Consider the following 21,069-nt stretch of genomic DNA (forward strand, 5'->3'; position numbering starts at 1 on the left):
AGGCGCCTGCCGCGGCGGCGGCGGACGTGGATCCTGCGGATCTCGATGGTGCTGTTTCTCGGCCTCGCCGTCGCGGTCATCTGGGTGTCGAACATCTGGCTGACCGACCGCTTCACGGAAAGCACGCGAAACCGCTCGGAGTTGCGCCTTGCGCTCTATTCCGGGTCGATCATGTCCGAGCTGCAGCGGCACTCGGTGGTGCCGCTCCTGCTGTCGCGCGACCCGGTCCTGATCCGCTCGCTCGAGCAGAACGACTTCACCTCGACTTCGCAGCGGCTGATCTCCTACGTCGACGAGATCGGGGCCGCGTCGCTGATCCTCCTGAGCCGCGAGGGGCGCGTGGTGGCCGCGACCGACCGGCAACGGATCTCGGAACTGCGCTCGGCCGATCCGTTCTTCGTGGAGGCGCTGCGGTCGGCGGATACCGTATTCACGACGAACGAGCCCGAGACCGGGCGTTTCGACTTCACGTTCTCGCGCAGGATCGAGGTCGACAACATGCTGCTCGGCGTGATCCTCGTGGAGGTCGATCTGGGGCGCATCGTGGACCGCTGGCGCGGCACGACGGAGGCGGTGTTCCTGACCAATGCGGCGGGCGAGATCATCCTGTCGACGGAGCCGCGCTGGCGCGGCCGCACCGAGGAGGAGGCGCTGACGTTGCAGCCGGCGCCCTCGGCGATCGAGCGCGCCATCGAGGCGACGGGGAACTGGGCCTTCGGCGACCAGAGCGCGCTGTTCTTCGGCAACGACACGATCCGGCTGGAGGCGCGGATCCCGTTCCGCGGCTGGCGCATCGTCAGCTACACCGCCTACGCCTCGGTGCGGGAGCGGGTGAACGGGGTGCTGGCGCTCGAGATCATGGGATTCGCACTGCTGCTTGCGGGCGGATTCTACGTCGCGAGCCGGCGGGCGCGGTTGCAGTCTGCGGTGTTCCAGCGCGAGTCGGCGGAGCTTCGCCGGCTGAACGCGCGGCTGCAGCGGGAAATTGCCGGCCGGCAGAAGGCCGAGCGGAACCTCGTGGAGGCCGAACAGAGCCTCGCACAAAGCCAGAAGCTTGCTGCGCTTGGCGAAATGTCGGCGGCGGTGAGCCACGAGCTGAACCAGCCGCTTGCCGCGATGAAGACCTACCTCGCCGGCGCGAAGCTGCTTCTGCAGCGGCGGCGCTTCGACGAGGCGGGGTCGTCGTTCCAGCGCATCGACGACCTGATCGAGCGGATGGGCGCGATCACGCGGCAGTTGAAATCCTATGCGCGCAAGGGCGGCGAGGCCTTCGAGCCCGTCGATCTGCGCGAGGCCCTGAAGGGTGCGATCACCATGATGGAGCCGCAGCTCAGGACGATGCGGGTCGAGATCACGCAGAACCTGCCGCGGCGTCCGGTGATGGTGCTGGCCGACCGGCTGCGGCTGGAGCAGGTGATCATCAACCTGCTGCGCAACGCGCTCGACGCGATGAAGGACGCCGAGCGGCGCGAGCTGGACCTTCTGATCGCCGAAGGGGACGAGGCGGTCCTGACGGTGCGCGACAGCGGCGAGGGGATCGCGGACCTCGAGAACCTGTTCGAGCCCTTCTACACGACGAAGCAGCCCGGCGACGGCGTCGGGCTGGGGCTTGCCATTTCCTCGGGGATCGTGTCGGACCTCGGCGGGCGGCTGACCGCGCGCAACGGCGAGACCGCGGGCGCGGTCTTCGAGATACGGCTGCCGCTTCTGGCCGAGGACGCGACGCGCCCCGGCGGCCAGGCGGCGGAATGACCATGAAAGGACACCCGCGATGAAGATTGCGATCGTGGACGACGAGCAGGACATGCGCCAGTCGATCAGCCAGTGGCTGACGCTGTCGGGCTTCGAGACCGAGACCTATGCCTCGGCCGAGGACGCGCTGAAGGCCATCGGCTCGGACTATCCGGGCGTCGTGGTCACGGACGTCAAGATGCCGGGCATGGACGGCGTGACGTTCCTCAAGCGGTTGATGGCGCAGGACAGCGGGCTGCCCGTGATCCTCATCACCGGTCATGGCGACGTGCCGATGGCTGTCGAGGCGATGCGGATCGGTGCCTACGACTTTCTCGAGAAGCCATTCAACCCCGACCGGATGACCGAGCTTGCAAAGAAGGCGGGACAGCAGCGCCGCCTGACGCTCGACAACCGCGCGCTCCGGCGCGAATTGTCGGACGGCAAGGCGGTGATGAAGAAGCTCATCGGCTCGTCGCCCGAGATGGAGCGGCTGCGCGAGGACATTCTCGATCTCGGTCAGGCCGACAGCCATGTCCTGATCGATGGCGAGACGGGAACGGGCAAGACCCTCGTGGCCCATGCGCTGCACGCCGTGGGGCCGCGCGCGTCGCGGAAGTTCATCTCGGTGTCGTGCTCCGCCTGGGCGGAAGAGCAGCTGTCGCAGAAGCTGTTCGGACCGAACCCCGACGATTCCCTGCCCCTCGTCGAGGAGGCGCGCGGCGGCACCCTGTGCCTTGAGGACATCGAGGCGCTTCCCAACGCGCTGCAGGCGCGGCTCCTGACCTTCATCAACGAGCAGGAAAGCCCCCCGCAGACCCGCATCATCGCGATCTGCAACGAGCACGCGCAGGGCCGGACGCTGGAGGATTCGCTGCGTCCCGACCTGTTCTTCCGGCTTTCCGCGATGACGATCATCTGCCCGCCGCTGCGCGCGCGCGGCGAGGACATCCTGACCCTCTTCAACCGCATGTCGGAAATCTTCTCCGAGGAATATGGCTGCGACGCGCCGCAGGTGACCGCGCAGGAGGCCGCGCAGCTTCTGCAGGCGCCCTGGCCCGGCAACGTGCGCCAACTCGTCAACATCGCCGAGCGCGCCGTCCTTCAGAACCGCCGCGGCTCGGGGTCGATCACCTCGCTCCTGATGGCCGACAACGAGGCGACGGGCCCGGCGATGACGACCGAGGGCAAGCCGCTGAAGGAATACGTCGAGGCCTTCGAAAGGATGCTCATCGACAACACGATGCGCCGCCACAAGGGCTCCATCTCGGCGGTGATGGACGAATTGTGCCTGCCGCGCAGGACGCTGAACGAGAAGATGGCGAAATACGGGTTGAGCCGGTCCGACTATCTCTGAGAACGGGGCATCGCGCGAACATCGCGCGCGCGCCGGGCGGCAGGTCTTTTCGGGCGGAAGTCCCGTGTTTTCCGGGTCATGGCCCGTGTCTTGAACGATTCCGCGCGAATTGCCATTGCCATGACGCGCGCCACCCCTTTAATGTGACACAACTGGCAGTTTGCCAGTCCAACCAGTTTCTCTGCATCCCCGATCCGCGCCGCATTTTACCGCCGCGAGAGGGGATCGCAGGTCACTCGGGCCACAGGACGCTCATGCCGTCCGGCCCAACCGGAACCGCCCCAAAGCGGGGTTTGATTGGTCGACCACGGGACATGCTCCCGCAGCGGCCGGAGACAGATGCGATGCACGGCGCACTTGCAGTCGAGGCGAGGGAAAGCGGGGCCATGTCGCCGCGCGGCACACGCCCCGCGTTGCGCGCCGCAGGCATCGCTGATCAGCACAATCGCAACCGCCTCACCGATCCCCCCGGCGCTACGCCGCGCGGGGACGTGCCGGGCGGTTCGCGGGCAAGGACAACATGGCAAAGAAGATGCTTATCGATGCCACGCACCCGGAGGAAACCCGGGTCGTCGTGGTCGACGGAACCAAGGTCGAGGAGTTCGATTTCGAGTCGCTGAGCAAGCGGCAACTGGCGGGAAACATCTATCTGGCGAAGATCACGCGGGTCGAACCCTCGCTGCAGGCCGCCTTCGTGGATTACGGCGGCAACCGCCACGGCTTCCTCGCCTTCTCGGAAATCCACCCCGACTACTACCAGATCCCCACCGCGGACCGTGAGGCGCTCCTCGCCGAGGAACGCGAGATGGCCGAGGCCATGGCCGAGGAGGCCGAGGAGGAGGCGAAGTCCAAGCGTCGCCGCTCGCGTGGCCGCAAGCCCGCCGCCTCGAAAGCCGCGAACGGCGCCTCGGACGCGGTCGCGCGCGGCACGCCCTCGGGGATGGACGTCGTCGACCTCGACGACGAGGACGAGACCGCCGGCACGACGCCGGTCGAAGGCGCCGAGGAACTCTCGGCGGCGGTGGCCGAGGATACGGCGGGCGTCACCGGGGCTGCCCCCGGCGAGCCAGTCGCAGCGGCACGCGACGACAGCGAGGGCGACAGCGAGGGCGACGGCGACGACGAGGATGGCGACGACGCCGCCCCGACCGCCGAGACGGTCGCCGACGACGACACCGAGGAGGACATCCGCCCGGTCCGCAAGGTCAGGGCGCGCAAGTACAAGATCCAGGAGGTCGTCAAGGTCCGCCAGATCATGCTGGTGCAGGTCGTCAAGGAAGAGCGCGGCAACAAGGGCGCTGCGCTGACCACCTATCTCAGCCTCGCGGGCCGCTACTGCGTCCTGATGCCCAACACCGCGCGCGGCGGCGGCATCAGCCGCAAGATCACCAACGCCGCAGATCGAAAGAAACTGAAGGAGATCGCGCAGTCGCTCGACGTGCCGCAGGGGGCGGGCCTCATCATCCGCACCGCCGGAAGCCAGCGCACCAAGACCGAGATCAAGCGCGACTACGAATACCTGCAGCGCCAGTGGGAGCAGGTGCGCGAACTGACGCTGAAGTCCATCGCGCCCGCGCCGATCTACCAGGAAGGCGACCTGATCCACCGCACGATCCGCGACCTCTACAATCGCGACATCGACGAGGTGCTCGTGGAGGGCGAGGCCGGCTATCGCCAGGCCAAGAACTTCATGAAGATGATCATGCCGAGCCACGCGAAGAACGTGAAGCACTACAACGACCCGCTTCCGATCTTCGCGCGCTACAAGGTCGAGGGCTACCTCGCCGACATGTTCAACCCCGTCGTGCAGCTGAAGTCGGGCGGCTACATCGTGATCGGCGTGACCGAGGCGCTGGTGGCCATCGACGTGAACTCGGGCCGGGCCACCAAGGAAGGCTCGATCGAGGAGACGGCGACCAAGACCAACCTCGAGGCGGCCGAGGAGGTCGCCCGCCAGGTCCGCCTGCGTGACCTTGCCGGCCTCATCGTCATCGACTTCATCGACATGGACGAGCGGCGCAACAACGTCGCCGTCGAGAAGCGCATCAAGGACAAGCTGAAGACCGACCGCGCGCGCATCCAGGTGGGCCGCATCTCGACCTTCGGTCTCATGGAAATGAGCCGCCAGCGCCTGCGCCCCGGAATGCTCGAGGCGACGACGCAGCCTTGCCCGCATTGCCACGGGACCGGACTTCTGCGTTCGGACGACAGCCTCGGGCTGTCGATCCTGCGCCAGCTGGAGGAAGAGGGCACCCGCGGCCGCGCCAAGGAGGTCCTGCTGACCGCGCCGGTCGGCATCGTGAACTTCCTGATCAACCACAAGCGCGACTACATCGAAGCGATCGAGGGCCGCACCGGCCTGTCGATCCGCATCGAGGCCGACGCGCAGATGATTTCGCCCGACTTCAAGATCGAGCGTTTCAAGACCGCGACGCGCCGCGTCACGGCGACCGCGCCGATCATGTCGATGGACACCGCCCTGATGGACGACATCGAGGAGGAGAACGTCGTCGAGGAGGCCGAGGTCATCGAGGCCGAGGAAGCGCCGCAGGCGCCCGCCGCGTCCGAGACCGACGAACAGCCGAGGAAGAAGCGCCGGCGCCGCCGGGGCGGCCGCGGCCGGCGCAAGGGTGGCGCGGACGATAACGGCGAGGACAATGGCGACGAGGCCGGCCGTCCCCAGCACGAGCCCCGCGACGAGACCGAGGACGCGGCCGAGGCGCAGCCGGCCGAGCCGGAAGGCGAGAGCGGCGGCGAGGCCGAAACCGGCGACGACGAGCCGAAGAAGAAGCGCCGGAGCCGGCGTGGCGGACGCGGCCGGCGCGGTGCCGCGGGCGGCGACGAAGGCCAGGGCGATGAAGGCCAGGGCGCCGAGGGCGAGACCGTGACCGCGGAGGCCGCAGAGGCCCCGGCCAAGGAAGAGGCCGCCGTGGCCGCGACCGAGGACCGGACCCCCGAGCCGCAGGAAGCCGCGGCGCAGGAAGCCGAGCCCGAACCCCAGCCCGAACCCGCCGCTGCGGAACCGGTCGAGACGGCGGCCGAGCCCGAGCCGGAACCCGCAGCCGCCGAAAAGGCGCCCGAGCCGGAAGCCGCACCCGAACAGGCCCCCGAGCGCGAGCCGGAGACCGAAGGCGCGGGCGGCGAGGGCAAACCCAAGCGCCGCGGCTGGTGGTCGCTCGGCTGAGCCGGACGGCAGGAAAAAAAGGGCGCCCGACGGGGCGCCCTTTCCATTTCGTGGTGCAGCGCGTGGCCGGGCCTCTCTCGGCATGAGGCAATGTCCCAGAGAGGCCCCCAAAAAAATCTTCGGGAGCCTCTTGGTGCGAAGGTCGGCTCGGCGGGCTTGGCAGTGGTCAGAGCGGCTTCGGTTTCCCGCGCGATCTGCCCGTCCACGTCACCTGCGAAATCGGCCCTTGACGGACGTCGGTGCTGGAAGCTGCGAACGGCCAGGAGGAGCCCGGAGCGGACGCGACGGCATTCGCGCTTGCCGGATATCGAACTGTAAAGTTTAACTGAAGGGCCACAGCGTGGTCGGCGTCCAAGGGGGGGAGCCACATGCCGGATGCTTTGCGGATGTTCGTTCCTGCGGCAATCCGGGCCATAATGAAGCGCCTCGGACCGCGCGTGGAAGCCGAGACAGCTGTGAGGCTTTTGCAGAAAGTTGAGCTTAACCCGCTGATCCCCGAGCGGATCAGAGCCGGGGAACCCTATGATATCGCTCTGACAAATCCCCCTTACGTAAAGCCCTTGATCGAAGACGGATTGGCGGACGGCGGTAGCCATCGCGCGTTCGGTCGCGTCCCGCTTGCGGTAGCACGCAGGAGCGGTGCGCAGAGCGAGTTCGTCGAAGATGAAAAGGACATCGCGGCGCTTCTCGGCAACGCGAAAAGCATTGCCTACACGGGTGCCGGGACGAGTGGCCGCACGTATCTGGATGTCCTGGAGCGCATGGAGTTGACCGGGTCCGTCTTGCCGCGAAGCCACGCCATGGCTGGCGGCGTGCCGGCGGCATCGGTCGCAGCTGGCGAATACGAGCTCGCGATCGCCCCTCTTACCACTGTGCTTGCCACGCCTGGAGTTGTTCCCGCAGCCGTATTCCCGGAACACCTTGGGACCCATATCGACATGTCGGTTTTTCGGAGCGCCGCATCACCGGTCGCTGCGGCAACGGTGATCGATTTCCTCACGGATCACCGTCTCGACGATGACCTCAAGGCGGCGGGAATTGTGCGTTTTGAACTTGCGTGACCGCGTTTTGACGTTCCAGCCATATCTCATGCTGATGGGAAAGGCCCTCCGTTTCCTTTGTCCGCACTTCGGCACTTGGACAGCGGTGCAGCGAAAGGCAAAGGGCGCCCCTCGGGGCGCCCGTCTTCGTTCCGGCCGCGTCGCGGCGTCGCCCGGCGCTCAGTTCGTCTCGGACCGCACCGCATCGACGATCTGGAGCATGTCGTCGAGCGGAACGTAGCCCCGAACCAGCTGGTCGCCGAAGACGAAGGTCGGCGTGCCGGTGATCGCCAGTCGCTGCGCGAGATCGCGGTTGTAGGAAATCGTCTGCGCCACCAGCGGGTCGTCCATGGCCGCGAGGATCGGCGCGGGGTCGAGACCCAGCTCGTTGGCCGTGGCCGCGAGCGACGCCTCGGTCATGTCGCCGCGCATCACCATCAGCGCGTCGTTCATCTCGCCGTAGGCTTCGTCGCCATGGGCGATGCGGGTTGCGATGGCGAAGCGCGAGGCCAGCACCGACTGTTCGCCGAGGATCGGGAATTCCTTCACGACGTAACGGATGTCGCCGTCCATCTCGACGAGGCTGGACACCTCGGGATGGGCGCGCCGGCAGAAGCTGCAGCGGTAGTCCATGAACTCCACCAGCACCACGTCGCCCTCGGGATTGCCCCCGACCCAGTCGAAGGCCGAATTGAAGATCGCGTCGGCATTGGCGGCGAGCGACATGGTATCGCGCTCGGCCTCGGCGGCGACCTGGCGCTGCTCGAGCACGCCGATCGCCTCCATCAGGACCTCGGGGTTCTCCAGAAGATACGCCCGCACCTCGGCGCGGAAGGCGTCGCGTTCGGCGTCGGTCAGGTCGGTCAGGTCGGCGGCGGCGGGACCTGCCGCGATGGCGCCGGCCAAGGCCAGCGGTGCGAGAAACTTCATGCGCTCATCTCCGTCTCTGGGCGGCTTCGGATACGCCTAGCACATATGGGGCCTGAATCCAGCCGGGCGAAGCCCCCGGCGCGCACGGGCGGGCGACGCCATTGACGATCCGCCCCGCGGCTGCTTTGACGCCCCCCATCCATGAACGGAAGGGGCGCGGGATGCGGCATTCAGGAAGGTCCGGGGTCGATCCCTTCATCGTGATGGACGTGATGGAGGCCGCGCGCGCCGCCGAGGAGGCGGGCCGCGACATCGTCCACATGGAAGTCGGTCAGCCCGGAAGCGGCGCGCCCGAGGCGGCGCGGCGGCGGCTCGCGCAGGAGATGGAGAAGGGGCCGCTGGGCTATACGGTGGCGTTGGGCAGGCCCGACCTGCGCGCGCGGATCGCGGATCTTTACGGCGAATGGTACGGCATCGACCTCGACCCCGCGCGCGTCGTTCTGACTTCGGGCGCGTCGGGCGGTTTCCTGCTGGCGTTCACGGCGCTGTTCGACGCGGGCGAGCGCGTGGGCCTGGGCGAGCCCTGCTATCCGTCCTACCGGCAGATCCTCACGGCGTTGAGCCTGACGCCCGTGGGCCTCGTGACCGACGCCGCGGCGCGGTTCCAGCCGGTGCCGGGCCAGCTTTCGGACGATCTTTCGGGACTGATCGTGGCAAGCCCGGCCAATCCGACGGGCACGATGCTGTCCCTCGACGCGATTGCGGCGCTGGCCGGGGCCTGCCGCGACCGCGACATCGCGCTGATCTCGGACGAGATCTACCACGGCCTGCAATACGAGGGCCGGGCGGTCAGCGCGCTGGAAGCGACGGACGAGGTCTACGTCATCAACTCCTTCTCCAAGTATTTCTCGATGACCGGCTGGCGGCTGGGCTGGATGGTGGTCCCGCCCGAGCATGTGCGCATCGTCGAGCGGCTGGCGCAGAACATGTTCATCTGTCCCGCCCATGCCAGCCAGGTAGCGGCGCTGGGCGCGCTCAGCCCCGAGGGGCGCGCGGAACTTGACGAACACCGCAAGACCTATGCCCGCAACCGCGAGGTCCTGCTTGCGGGCCTCGCCCGCGCGGGGCTGACCCGGACGGCCCCTGCCGACGGGGCCTTCTACGTCTATGCGGACGTGTCCGACCTGACCGCGGACAGCAAGGCGCTGTCCGATCGCATCCTCGCCGAGGCAGGCGTCGCGGTGACGCCGGGCCTCGACTTCGACAAGACCCGCGGGCAGGGCACGCTGCGCTTTTCCTACGCGCGCTCCACCCCCGAGATCGAGGAGGGCGTCGCGCGCCTCGTGCGGTTCTTCAAGGGCTGAGGGCCGTCATGCGGGCGCGCTGGCCCGAAACGGCGCTTGGGTCGGGCGCCGCGATCTGCTAGGCGTTCCGCAGCCAATCCGACCGGGAAAAGCCCGTGCGCCGAGCAGTCCTGAGCCTCATCCTCGTCGTCCTGACGAGCCTTTCCGCCGCCTCCGCGCTGGCGCAGGGCTTCGGCGCGCTGGCGCGCGTCGTCCCGGATGCGACGGAGGTCGAGGCAGGGGAGGGCGTGCTTTCCCTGTCGCTTGGCCTCAGCCAGCCCGTTCCGTTCCGCGTCTTCACGCTGGCCGATCCCTGGCGCGTGGTCGTCGACTTCCGTGAGGTGCTCTGGGACGGACTGCCGACCGGTTTCGGGGACGACGTGCCAAACGTGGTGTCGGTCGCCACGGGCGCGGCCTACGATCCTGGCTGGTCGCGCATGATCGTGACGCTCGCAGCACCGATGCGTCCGCGCCTCGCGGCGATGGAGACCGACAGCATCACCGGCGCGGCCCATGTGCGCCTGACGCTCGAGCCTGTCGCGCCCGCGGCCTTCCGCGCCGCGGCGGGGCTGCCCGATGGTCTGGTCGCGGACCTCGCGCCGCCCGAGGCCCCGGCCGCGGGACGGCAGGACGGGCGACTGGTCGTCGTGCTCGATCCGGGCCACGGCGGCGTGGACCCCGGCGCGGTGCGCGGCGATCACACCGAGGCCGTCCTCGTCCTGACGTTCGCGCGGGAACTGGCCGAGGCGCTGCGCCGCACCGGCCGCGCCGAAGTCGTGCTGACGCGCGAGGCCGACATCTTCGTGCCGCTGCCGACGCGCGTCACCATCGCACGCGCGGCCGGCGCCGACGCGTTCGTGTCGATCCATGCCGACGCGCTCGCCGAGGGGCGCGCGCAGGGCGCTACCGTCTACACGCTGTCCGAAACCGCGTCGGACGCGGCGAGCGCGGCGCTCGCCGAGCAGCACGACCGCGCCGACATCCTGCAGGGCATCGACCTGTCGCAAAGCGACGACGTGGTGGCGGGCGTGCTGATGGACCTCGCCCGTGTCGAGACTGCGCCGCGGGCCGAGACGCTGGCCGACGCCCTCGTGGGCGCGATCGGCAACGCTGACGTGCGCCTGCACGGGCGCCCGCGCGGGGAGGCCGGTTTCACCGTGCTGCGCGCGGCCGACATACCCTCGGTGCTCGTGGAGATCGGCTTCATGTCCGACGATTCCGACCTCGAGAACATCCTCGACCCCGAATGGCGCGCGCGGATGCAGGCGGCGCTGGTGGAAGCGGTCCTTGCATGGGCCGACGCCGACGCGGCGCGCGCGGCGCTGTTGCGGCAGTAGGACGGCGGCATCGCGCGGGATCGCGGAGGCGCCTCCCGGCGCCGCCCGCGCCCGCCCCCTTTCGCCCCACGCGGAAAGCCGCTGTGCACGCGTTCGCGTTTTGACCGTGACGGGCGAGGCGCGTATAAGGCGCGGACCGGGGCGCCCGGCCGTCACGCGCGGGCGGGGGCGGCCCTGACGGGCGGGCATGGCGAAGACCCGGCAGCGAAGGATTTTGGATGTTCCGTTTCGTTTTTGGCTTTTTCGGCTCGGTCTTCAGCACGGTCGTGCTGGGCCTCGTCTTCGCGGCGCTCGGCATCGGCGGGTTGCTGTTTCTCTACAGCCACGACCTTCCCGACCACGAGACGCTGTCGAACTACGCGCCGCCGACGATCAGCCGGATCTACTCGCGGGAGGGCGTCGTGGTCGACGAATTCGCCGCCGAGCGCCGCCTCTTCGTGGGCGCCGAGGAGATCCCGGACGTGGTCGCCAACGCCTTCGTCTCGGCCGAGGACCGCAATTTCTGGGAGCATCAGGGCTACGACCCCCGCGCCATCATGGCGGCCTTCGTCGAGGCGGTCCGCACCCGCGGCCAGTCGGTGCGCGGGGCCTCCACGATCACGCAGCAGGTGATGAAGAACTTCCTTCTCGACGGCTCGCGAACGGTCGAGCGGAAGGTGCGCGAGATCATCCTCGCCGCCCGGATCGAGCAGTCGCTGTCTAAGGAGCGCATCCTCGAACTCTATCTGAACGAGATCTTCCTCGGCCAGAACTCCTACGGGGTCGCGGCGGCGGCGCAGACCTACTTCAACGCCCCGCTCGAGGACCTGACGCTGGAGCAGGCTGCCTACCTGGCCGCGCTTCCGCAGGCGCCGTCGAACTTCCATCCGGTGCGCGACTACGACCGCGCGGTGAACCGGCGCAACTATGTGCTGCGCGAGATGTTCGAGAACGGCTACATCTCCGAGACCGAGATGGAGCGCGCCAGCGCCGCGCCGCTCGAGACGGTGCAGGGTGGCCATATCGAGCCGTACCGCGCGACGGTGCCGCCGCGGAACTACTTCACCGACGAGATCCGCCGCCAGCTTTCGGCCGAATACGGGCAGGACGATTTCTTTACCGGCGGCTATGCCGTGCGCGCCTCGATGGACGAGGATCTGCAGCGCGTGGCCGAACGCGCGCTGCGCCGCGCGCTCGAGACCTACGACCGCACGCAGGGCCGCTGGCACGGACCCGAGGCCCGGATCGACCCCGAGGTCCTGGCGGGCGGCGAGGAGGCGTGGCGCGCCGCGCTCGCCGAGGCGGACATTCCGCGCGACATCGACGGATGGTCGCCCGCCGTGGTGCTGGAGGTCGGCGACAGTTCGGCGCGCATCGGGATCGAGGGCGTCGCCGAGGACGAGGACGGCCATTTCATCCCCGCCGAGGACGTCACATGGGCGCGGCCCGTCGACGAGGACGGCAACGCCGGCCCGCAGGCGCGGGTCGCGGGCGACCTTCTGTCGGTCGGCGACGTGGTGCATGTCCGCGCCATGACACGCGACAGCGACGGGTCGTTCATGCGCTGGACCCTGCGCCAGATCCCCGAGGTTCAGGGAGCCTTCATGGCGATGGACGTGAACACCGGCCGGGTGATCGCGATGCAGGGCGGCTTTTCCTACCAGGAGTCGAGCTTCAACCGCGCGACGCAGGCCACCCGCCAGCCGGGGTCGTCCTTCAAGCCCTTCGTCTATGCCGCGGCGCTTGATTCAGGCTACGGGCCCAACACCATCGTCATCGACGCCCCCATCGAGGTCGAGACGCCCGACGGCATGTGGCGTCCCACGAACGCCTCGAACCAGTTCTACGGCCCCGCGCCGCTGCGCACCGGGATCGAGCGGTCGCGGAACCTGATGACGGTGCGGCTGGCGCAGGACGTCGGCATGGACACCGTCGCCCGCTATGCCGAGCGTTTCGGCGTCTACGACGAGATGCAGTCCTTCCTCGCCAATTCTCTGGGCAGCCAGGAGACGACGCTCTACCGCATGGTCGCGGCCTACGCGATGTTCGCCAATGGCGGCGAACGGGTCGAGCCGACGCTCGTCGACCGCATCCAGGACCGCTACGGGCACACCGTCTACCGCCACGACCAGCGTCTCTGCCCCGATTGCGAGCTGGCCTCGCTCGATCCCGGGATGGGGCCGCGCATCGTGTCGAACCGCGAGCGGGTCATCGACCCCGTCACCGCCTACCAGCTCACCTCGATGCTGGAGGGCGTCGTGCAGCGCGGCACGGCGGCCGGCAGCGTGGGCGGCGCGGGCATCCCCGCAGCACTCGCGGGCAAGACCGGCACCACCAACGACGCCCGCGACGTCTGGTTCGTCGGCTTCTCCTCGACCATCGTGGCGGGCTGCTACATCGGCTACGACCAGCCGCGGAGCCTTGGGCGCGGCGCCTCGGGCGGCGGCATGTGCGGCCCGGTCTTCGCGGAATTCATGCGCGAGGCCGTGCGTGAATACGGCGGCGCGCCCTTCGCGGTGCCGCCGGGCGGCGTGTTCTACCCGATCGACCGCTACTCGGGCCAGCGCCTGCCGCCCGGCAGCGCGGGCGAGCATGTGGTCTACGAGTTGTTCCGCGAGGGCGAGGCGCCCTACGAAGGGCTTCTGGCGGTCATCGACGGTGGCTGGAGCATGGGATCGGACCTGCCGATGTTCGGCCGCGGCGAGGGCCAGGCCGAGGGCATGGAGATCCAGCCGGGCTCGGCCGCGACGGAGCGCGAGGAGACGACCGTGAACACCTCCACCGGCGACGCGGCGCGGGTGCCCACGGGCACGGGCTTCGGCACGCTGTCGTCGGGCGGCCTCTACTGACAGTGGCCCCGCGACGGGATGCGGTCCGTCTTGAGGGGCGGGCCGCGATCCACTATCTCTCGCCCACCCGACCGAGGAGGCAGACCCATGCGCGCCGAGACGCAAGCTCACATCGAAAAGATCCGCAAGTCGCTGGCTCTCCTGGGGCAGCGGATGGACCTCGAGACCGCGCAGCACCGGCTGGAGGAGTTCAACGCCCGCGTCGAGGACCCCGACCTGTGGAACGACGCCGAGCGCGCGCAGAAGCTGATGCGCGACCGCCAGTTCCTCGTCGACCAGATCGGCACCTACGAGGCGATCCGGTCGGGGCTGAACGACAATGCCGAGCTGATCGAGCTGGGCGAAGCGGAGGACGACAAGGAGGTCGTGGCCGAGGCCGAGGCGGCGCTGGCGGAGCTGGCACAGAAGGCGGCGGCAAAGGAGCTCGAGGCGCTGCTGGATGGCGAGGCGGACGCCAACGATACCTTCCTCGAGGTGAATGCCGGCGCGGGCGGGACGGAAAGCTGCGACTGGGCGGGGATGCTGGCGCGGATGTACACCCGCTGGGCCGAGAAGCACGGATACGAGGTCGAGCTGCAATCGGTCAGCTACGGCGAGGAGGCGGGCATCAAGTCGGCGGTCTACAAGATCTCGGGCCACAACGCCTATGGCTGGCTCAAGTCGGAGTCGGGCGTGCACCGGCTGGTGCGAATCTCGCCCTACGACAGCGCCGCGCGGCGTCACACGTCGTTCTCGTCGGTCTGGGTCTACCCCGTGGTGGACGACAACATCGAGATCGAGGTGAACCCCTCGGAGATCCGCATCGACACCTACCGCTCCTCGGGCGCCGGGGGCCAGCACGTCAACACGACGGACTCCGCCGTCCGCATCACGCACCTGCCCACGGGCATCGTCGTGACCTCCTCGGAGAAGTCGCAGCACCAGAACCGCGACATCGCGATGAAGGCGCTGAAGTCGCGTCTCTACCAGATGGAACTGGAGCGCCGCACCGCCTCGATCCAGGAGGCGCATGACGCCAAGGGCGAGGCGGGCTGGGGCAACCAGATCCGCTCCTACGTCCTGCAGCCCTACCAGATGGTGAAGGATCTCAGGACGAACTACGAGACGTCCGATACCCAAGGCGTTCTGGACGGCGATCTCGACGGGCTGATGGCGGCCACGCTCGCCATGGACGCCAGCGGAAAGAGCCGGTCGGAGGCGCGCGCCGAGGCATGAGCCGGTGATGCGCGGCCTCGGGCCCCCGTGCCGGGAGCTGCTCGGCCGCGCAGGGCCTCCGGCGGGAGTTTCCTGCAAGGATGAAGGAGAGGCGTTTGGAGCTTGTCGGGCAGGGCGCGCGGGCGCAGGCGGCGCGGATCGCGGGCGGTGAGGTCTCTCCCGTCGAACTGATGCGGGAGACGCTGTCGAGGATCGACGCGGTCAACGGCCGCGTGAACGCCATCGTGTCGCTGCGCGACCGCGAGGCCCTGATGGGCGAGGCGCGGCTGATGGAGGCCGAGTTGCGCAGTTCGGGCCCGCGTGGCTGGCTTCACGGGATCCCCATCGCGGTGAAGGATCTTGCCGATGTGAAGGGCCTTCCGACGAGTCGCGGCGCGCCCTTCCTCGCGGCGCGAAAGGCTGCGGCGGACGCGCCGGTGGTGGCGCGGCTGAAGGCGGCGGGGGCCATCGTCATCGGCAAGACCAACGTGCCAATGTTCGCGCTCGGAGGCCATTCCACGAACCCCGTCTTCGGGGTGACGCGCAACCCCGCCGACACCTCGCGCACGGCCGGAGGCTCGTCCGGCGGGGCCGCGGCGGCGCTGGCGACCGGGATGGTGGCGGTCGCGGACGGCACCGACATGATGGGATCGCTTCGCAACCCGGCGGCATGGTGCGACGTCTACGGCTTCCGGCCGACGCCGGGCCTGATCCCGCGCGAGGACGCGGGCCTCGCGCTGGCGCCGCGCATCTCCACGATGGGGCCCATGGCGCGCGGCATCGAAGATCTCGCGGCGCTTCTGGAGACGATGTCGGGCGGGGCCTTCGCGGGCGTCGCGGACGCGCCCGCCCGGCCGCGCGTGGCCTGGCTGGGCGACTGGGGCGGGGCCTATGCGACGGAACCGGGGATCCTGCATCTCGCGGAGACCGCGCTTGCCCGGATGGAGGCGCTCGGCTGGGTGGTGGAAGCCGTGGCGCCGCCCGTCCCGCGCGACCTTCTCTGGGACAGCTGGACCGACCTGCGAAGCTTCATCCTCGCGCTCGAGCTGGGCGTGCACGCCCGCGACCCCGACCGCCGCGACGCGCTGAACGCGCAGGTGCGTTGGGAGGTGGAGCGTGGTTTCGCCATGACCGGCGATAGGGTGGAACGGGCGGTTGCGCTTCGGGGCGAGTGGCTGGCCGCGCTGGAGACGCTTTTCGCGCGGTTCGACGCCCTGGTGCTGCCCTCGACCCAACTCTGGCCGTTCCCGGCCGAATGGGACTGGCCGCGCGAGATCGCGGGGCAGGGGATGGACACATATCACCGGTGGATGGAGGTCGTGGTGCCGGCCTCGCTGGGCGGTCTGCCGGCGCTGGGGATGCCGGCGGGCACCGGGCCGGGCGGGCTTCCGGGGGGCGTGCAGCTGATCGGGCCGGCAGGCTCGGACGCGCGTCTGCTGGGCATGGCCGAGGCCTACGAGACCACGATCGGGCCGCGTCCCATCCGCCTCTGATGCGCCGAGCGCCTTGCCGCGCGACCGCTCTCTCCGGTAGGGTTTCCGAACGTGGGGGAGGGTTCAGCCATGGGCGCATTTCCATGAGCGACGCATCGGGCCAGCATCTCGCGCCGTCCAGGGTGCCGCAGATCCGCGAGATTGCGTTCGCCGACATCGGCGCGGCGCTGCGGCTGGGGTTTCGGGATTTCCGGCGGAAGCCGATGATGGGCCTCTTCTTCGCCAATGTCTGCGTCATGGGCGGGTGGCTGATCTACCTGATGCTGTTCTCGTTCCGGATGGAGTGGCTGGCGATCCCGCTGACCTTCGGCTTTCCGCTGATCGGGCCGTTCATGGCCGTCGGGCTCTACGAGGTGTCGCGGCGGCTGGAGGCCGGCCAGACGCAATGGCGGCGGAACGACATCTTCGGGGTCATCTGGCGGCAGCGGCTGAGGCAGCTTCCGCTGATGTCCTGGGTGATCATCGTCTACTTCCTGTTCTGGTCGTTTTTCGCCCACATGCTCTTCGCGCTGTTCATGGGGCCTTCGGCGCTGACGAACGTGACGTCGTCCTATGCCTACCTGTTCCAGCCGGAAGGCCTAAGGATGCTCGTGGTGGGCACGACCTTCGGGGCGGTCTTCGCCTTCCTGCTCTTCGCGCTCACGGTGGTGTCGCTGCCGCTCCTGCTGGAGAAGGAACTCGATTTCGTGACGGCGATGATCACCTCGGTCGCGGTGGTGAAACGCAACCCGGCGGTCATGCTGGGCTGGGGCGCGACCATCGCCGCCCTGACGTTCCTCGGCATGGCGCCGCTTCTGCTGGGGCTTTATGTCGTGCTGCCGGTGCTGGGCCACGCGACGTGGCACGTCTACCGCCGCGCGCTCATCCCGCTCGACTGAGGCGGGCCGGGGGCGGGACCCGGCCGGGGCTCCGTGCCGCGACCGCACGGACAGAGCCCCCGGAAACGCGGAAGCCGGGCACTGGGCCCGGCTTCGCTGGTGTCGTTCATCGGTGGGCCGCCGTGCCGGGATGGGCAGGGGCGGCAGCTCCCGGTCAGTCCTCGTTCGACTTCGCGGGCGCCGCGGCGGCCATGGGGCGCGCCATTCCGGGGCCGCCCGGACGCTGGGACTGGCTGCTGGAGAAGGAGGCGCGCGACGATCCGCCGGCCTCGCTGCTGCCCGCGAGCGGGTCCTCGGCGCGCTGCACCGAGCCCTCGAAATGGGCGCCGGATTCGATCGCGATCGTCTTGTGGATGATGTCGCCCTCGACACGCGCGGTCGAGGTCAGGCGCACCTTGAGGCCGCGGACGCGGCCGGTGACCTTGCCGGTCACGACGATGTCGTCGGCGACGATTTCGCCTTCGATGTTCGCGCTCTCGCCGACGGTGAGCAGGTGCGCGCGGATATCACCCTGGATCGTGCCCTCGACGTTGATGTCGCCGGTCGTGCGCAGGTTGCCCACGATCGTCAGGTCGGCGCCGAGCACGGACGGGGCTGGCTTGGACTTGGTGCCCTGAGTGGCTTGCTTGTTCATGGAATCTCCCGGAGTGGTGGAGCCGGACGATGCCGCGCCCCCGGTGCCCTGCGCGTCGCCGTCGGCGCCGCCCTGCTTGGGACCGGGTTCGTTGATCTTGGATTTAGAAAACATCGCGTCCTGCCGTAATGAAGGTCATGGGGTTCACGGGGTCGCCGTTGCGCCGCACCTCGTAGTGGAGGTGCGTGCCCGTGGACCGGCCCGTGTTGCCCATATCACCGATGCGATCCCCGCGCGAGACCCTTTCACCCTCGTTGACCCGGATGCGCGACATGTGGGCGTAGCGCGTGGTCAGTCCGAAGGGGTGGCGGATCTCGACCATCAGGCCATAACCGCTTTGCCTGCCTGCGAAAATTACGGTGCCTTCGCCGCCTGCGTAGATCGGGGTGCCGCGTGCGCCGGCGAAGTCGGTGCCGGCGTGAAGCCGCCGACCGCCGTTGATCGGATCGCGGCGGTAGCCGAAGCCCGAGGTCAGCCGGAAGTTCGATCGCACGGGCATCGAGAAGGGAAGCTGCTCGGCCGCGATGCGGTAGAGGTTCAGCTCGTCCAGGGTCGAGATCACCTCGTTGGCGCGCAGCGACATGGCGTCGGGCGCCTCGCCGCGCGTGGACATGGTGATCGGCATCAGGGGCCCGCCCTGGCCGGAATAGGTCGAGCGGACCTGTCCGATGATCTGATCGGTGGCGAGGCCGGCGGCGCGGAACATCTCGTCGAGCGGCTCCATCGACATGGCGACGGCATCCTCGATCTGACGGAACACGCGTTCCTGCCGCTCGGCGGCGAGCGCCGCGGCGAAATGCAGTTCCTCGACCTCGGCGCGCGCCTCGGCGACCTCGGTGTGGCTTTCGTCGCGCTGGTGCGCCGTCTCTTCCAGCGCCTCGTTGAGGTAGGCCAGCGTCTGCGCCAGCTCGCGCTCGCGCGCGGCGGCGGTCTGGACGGTGCCGGTCTCCGCGCGCAGCTCGGACTGCAGGGCGGCAAGCTCGGTGCGGGCGGCCTCGCGGTCCTGGCGGGTGTCGCGCAGGCTGAGCTGGATGACGTCGATCGCCGTCTCGAGTTCGCGGCGGCGCTCCTCGCTCTCAAGCAGGCGCGTCTGCATCAGCGAGACCTGGTCCATCGCCAGCGCGAAACGTTCCTGAGCGGTGCGGGCGTCGGCGGCGCGGGCGTCGCGGGCTTCCTCCAGTTCGCTCAGCCGCTCCTGCACGCGGAACTCCTCGCGCTGCGCCTGGTCCCGCGCATTTCCAGCCGAGATCGTGTCGATCAGGAAGATCGAGGTGACGATGATGGTCCAGCCCACAAACAGGCTCATGCCGCCGATCAGCGCGGCCTGCGTGCCGGGCCGCAGCCGGATGAACCGCGTGCCCTCGTCGGATTTCAGGAATAGCCGTTGTTCCGGCAAATGCCGCTCGAGCATCGCGTGGATGCGGGTCGTGAGCCTTGAAGTCACTGTCAGCGCCTCGTGTTCCCCGGTTTTTTGTTCTTCGCTGTCCCGCTTGCGCAACCTGCCCGTCTTGCGCGGGCGAGGTGATGCGTGCCTGTGGCAGGCGCGGGTATCGTCAAGCCTGCCGCCGGGGATAAGGCAGCATGACCCTCGCCTCAACAGCTTACCCATTCGCAAACCTCGTGGCAGCCTCATGCGTCGGATTTGAGCGAAATTTCGCCGACGCGCTGCCCCATTACGGAGCGTTTCCGCCCATATCTTGTGCAGACATGCCCGAGGGCGCCTCAGATCCCGTCGCCTTGGCCCTCCGAGAGCGGCCAGTAGAAGTCCGGCGGCAGTCCTGCCTCGGCGCGTTTCTCTTCGTTGAAGGGCGGCTTCAGCGCGCCGTGGAAATAGCGCCGCACGAGGCCGTGGAAGGCTTCCTTGGGATCCAGGTCCTCGCGTCCGCAAAGGAAATGGAACCATTTCGAGCCGTAGGCGACGTGGTGGACCTCTTCGGAATAGATCACCTCCATCGCCGCGACGGCCTCGGCCGCGGCAGGATCGTCGGTGGCCTTGCGGAAGATGTCGATCATGCCCGGCGTGACGTCGAGGCCCCGCGCCTCGAGCACCATGGGCACCACGGCGAGGCGTCCCATCAGGTCGCCGGCCGTGTCCTCGGCGGCGCGCCACATGCCGGCATGGGCGGGAAGCGCGCCGTAGGGACAGTCCATTTTCTCAAGAACACTCGATACAAGTTTGAAATGCTTTGATTCCTCGTCGGCGGCGCGCACCCAGTCGTCGAAGAACCCGATGGGCATCGGAACATGGGCGAAGCGGGCGATGATGTCCCAGTGAAGGTCCACCGCGTTCAGTTCGATATGGGCGACGGCGTGCAGGATGGCGCGGCGGCCCTGCGGACTGCCGGGGCGGCGTCGCGGCACGTCGCGCGGCGCGAGAAGCTCGGGGCGTTCGGGGCGCGCGGGACGGTCCGGCGGTGCCGCGCGGCCCACGGGCGGCGTCTCGCCCCGCGCGCGCGCCGCCTGCCATTCTGCGGCGACGCGGCGCGAGAGGTCGGTCTTCGCCTGGCCGTCCGCGGTGCGCAGGACGGCCTCGGCCATTTCGGCGAGCGGTGTCATGCCGCCCCGTCTGGAGACTGGCGGCGCGGCCGTCAAGACGGCGGGCCGCGCCCCTCAGAGGCTGCGCACGGCCTCCAGGACCTCCTCGGCGTGGCCGGGGACCTTCACCTTTTCCCACGCTCGCGCAATCCGGCCCTCGCCGTCGATCAGGAAGGTGGAGCGTTCGATCCCCATGTATTTCTTGCCGTACATGCTCTTTTCCTTCCAGACGTCGTAGCGCTCGCAGACGTCCGAGGCCTCGTCCGACACCAGCGCGACGCCGAGGTCGTGCTTGGCCACGAACTTGTCGTGCTTGGCGACGCTGTCCTTCGATACACCCACGACGACCGCGCCCGCCGCCTCGAACTCGGCGCCGAGGCCGGTGAAGGCGATGGCCTCCTTCGTGCAGCCGGACGTGTCGTCCTTGGGGTAGAAGTAAAGCACCACGGCCTTGGGCCGCATCGCCGACAGCGTGATCTCGCTGCCGCCGTCGCGGGGCAGGGTGAAATCGGGGGCCATATCGCCTACCTGTGGCATCGACCGTTCTCCTTTGCTCGAAATTCGGATGCGCGCCGTGCGTGACCGCCTCGGCCGCGTTTGCAAGCTAGCCGGTTTGGCGCGAGAATAAAGGCCACGAGCGGACCG

15 protein-coding genes are annotated in these 21,069 nt (G+C 68.9%); 10 read left to right on the forward strand and 5 right to left on the reverse strand.

The features are described from left to right. The first annotated feature begins 6 nt into the window (after positions 1-6). The 4 genes from P6F26_RS11970 to P6F26_RS11985 all read left to right on the forward strand — a co-directional run bounded on the left by P6F26_RS11970 (position 7) and on the right by P6F26_RS11985 (position 7,333). Complete coding sequence (locus P6F26_RS11970) at positions 7-1,752, forward strand: sensor histidine kinase (protein ID WP_278028987.1); 1,746 nt, start codon at positions 7-9, stop codon at positions 1,750-1,752. A 19-nt stretch (positions 1,753-1,771) separates the two neighbouring features. After that, complete coding sequence (locus P6F26_RS11975) at positions 1,772-3,088, forward strand: sigma-54-dependent transcriptional regulator (RefSeq protein ID WP_278028929.1); 1,317 nt, start codon at positions 1,772-1,774, stop codon at positions 3,086-3,088. A gap of 520 nt (positions 3,089-3,608) precedes the next feature. After that, on the forward strand, positions 3,609-6,272 hold the full coding sequence (locus P6F26_RS11980; RefSeq protein WP_278028930.1) for an Rne/Rng family ribonuclease: 2,664 nt from the start codon (positions 3,609-3,611) through the stop codon (positions 6,270-6,272). 368 nt (positions 6,273-6,640) lie between these two features. After that, positions 6,641-7,333: a substrate-binding domain-containing protein gene (locus P6F26_RS11985; protein ID WP_278028931.1), complete on the forward strand. Its 693-nt coding sequence runs from the start codon at positions 6,641-6,643 to the stop codon at positions 7,331-7,333. Positions 7,334-7,492: 159 nt separating this feature from the next. Here the strand turns inward: P6F26_RS11985 and P6F26_RS11990 are convergent, their stop codons facing one another. Continuing rightward, the gene (locus tag P6F26_RS11990; RefSeq protein ID WP_278028932.1) at positions 7,493-8,242 is read right to left on the reverse strand and encodes a DsbA family protein; all 750 of its coding nucleotides are present in this window, start codon (positions 8,240-8,242) and stop codon (positions 7,493-7,495) included. 161 nt (positions 8,243-8,403) lie between these two features. Between P6F26_RS11990 and P6F26_RS11995 the strand changes: the two genes are divergently transcribed. The 6 genes from P6F26_RS11995 to P6F26_RS12020 all read left to right on the forward strand — a co-directional run bounded on the left by P6F26_RS11995 (position 8,404) and on the right by P6F26_RS12020 (position 17,255). Further along, entirely contained in the window at positions 8,404-9,546 is a 1,143-nt protein-coding gene (locus P6F26_RS11995; protein WP_278028933.1) for a pyridoxal phosphate-dependent aminotransferase, read from the forward strand. 95 nt (positions 9,547-9,641) lie between these two features. After that, positions 9,642-10,862 (forward strand): N-acetylmuramoyl-L-alanine amidase, encoded by a 1,221-nt coding sequence (locus tag P6F26_RS12000; protein ID WP_278028934.1) that lies wholly within the window; start codon positions 9,642-9,644, stop codon positions 10,860-10,862. Between the two features lie 218 nt (positions 10,863-11,080). Then, positions 11,081-13,690 (forward strand): penicillin-binding protein 1A, encoded by a 2,610-nt coding sequence (locus P6F26_RS12005; protein ID WP_278028935.1) that lies wholly within the window; start codon positions 11,081-11,083, stop codon positions 13,688-13,690. An 87-nt stretch (positions 13,691-13,777) separates the two neighbouring features. After that, positions 13,778-14,905: a peptide chain release factor 2 gene (gene prfB, locus P6F26_RS12010; RefSeq protein ID WP_278028936.1), complete on the forward strand. Its 1,128-nt coding sequence runs from the start codon at positions 13,778-13,780 to the stop codon at positions 14,903-14,905. A gap of 80 nt (positions 14,906-14,985) precedes the next feature. Next, the gene (locus P6F26_RS12015) at positions 14,986-16,377 is read left to right on the forward strand and encodes an amidase (protein ID WP_278028937.1); all 1,392 of its coding nucleotides are present in this window, start codon (positions 14,986-14,988) and stop codon (positions 16,375-16,377) included. Between the two features lie 83 nt (positions 16,378-16,460). Beyond that, positions 16,461-17,255 carry a DUF2189 domain-containing protein gene (locus P6F26_RS12020; RefSeq protein WP_278028938.1) on the forward strand — a complete coding sequence of 265 codons (795 nt, stop codon included), beginning with the start codon at positions 16,461-16,463 and terminating at the stop codon, positions 17,253-17,255. A 154-nt stretch (positions 17,256-17,409) separates the two neighbouring features. On the opposite strand, the gene P6F26_RS12025 is transcribed toward P6F26_RS12020, so the two are convergent. The 4 genes from P6F26_RS12025 to P6F26_RS12040 form a co-directional block, all read right to left on the reverse strand. Continuing rightward, positions 17,410-18,003 carry a bactofilin family protein gene (locus tag P6F26_RS12025; protein WP_278028939.1) on the reverse strand — a complete coding sequence of 198 codons (594 nt, stop codon included), beginning with the start codon at positions 18,001-18,003 and terminating at the stop codon, positions 17,410-17,412. Further along, positions 17,993-19,333 carry a DUF5930 domain-containing protein gene (locus P6F26_RS12030; RefSeq protein ID WP_278028940.1) on the reverse strand — a complete coding sequence of 447 codons (1,341 nt, stop codon included), beginning with the start codon at positions 19,331-19,333 and terminating at the stop codon, positions 17,993-17,995. The genes P6F26_RS12025 and P6F26_RS12030 overlap by 11 nt, the downstream gene beginning before the upstream one ends. Positions 19,334-19,611: 278 nt before the next feature. Further along, complete coding sequence (locus P6F26_RS12035) at positions 19,612-20,445, reverse strand: ferritin-like domain-containing protein (RefSeq protein ID WP_278028941.1); 834 nt, start codon at positions 20,443-20,445, stop codon at positions 19,612-19,614. Positions 20,446-20,499: 54 nt separating this feature from the next. Next, positions 20,500-20,961, reverse strand: coding sequence for a peroxiredoxin (locus P6F26_RS12040; RefSeq protein ID WP_278028942.1), 462 nt, complete (start codon positions 20,959-20,961; stop codon positions 20,500-20,502). Between the last annotated feature and the right edge of the window lie 108 nt (positions 20,962-21,069).

The organism is Roseicyclus salinarum, assembly GCF_029624655.1.
Lineage (GTDB): Bacteria > Pseudomonadota > Alphaproteobacteria > Rhodobacterales > Rhodobacteraceae > Roseibacterium > Roseibacterium salinarum.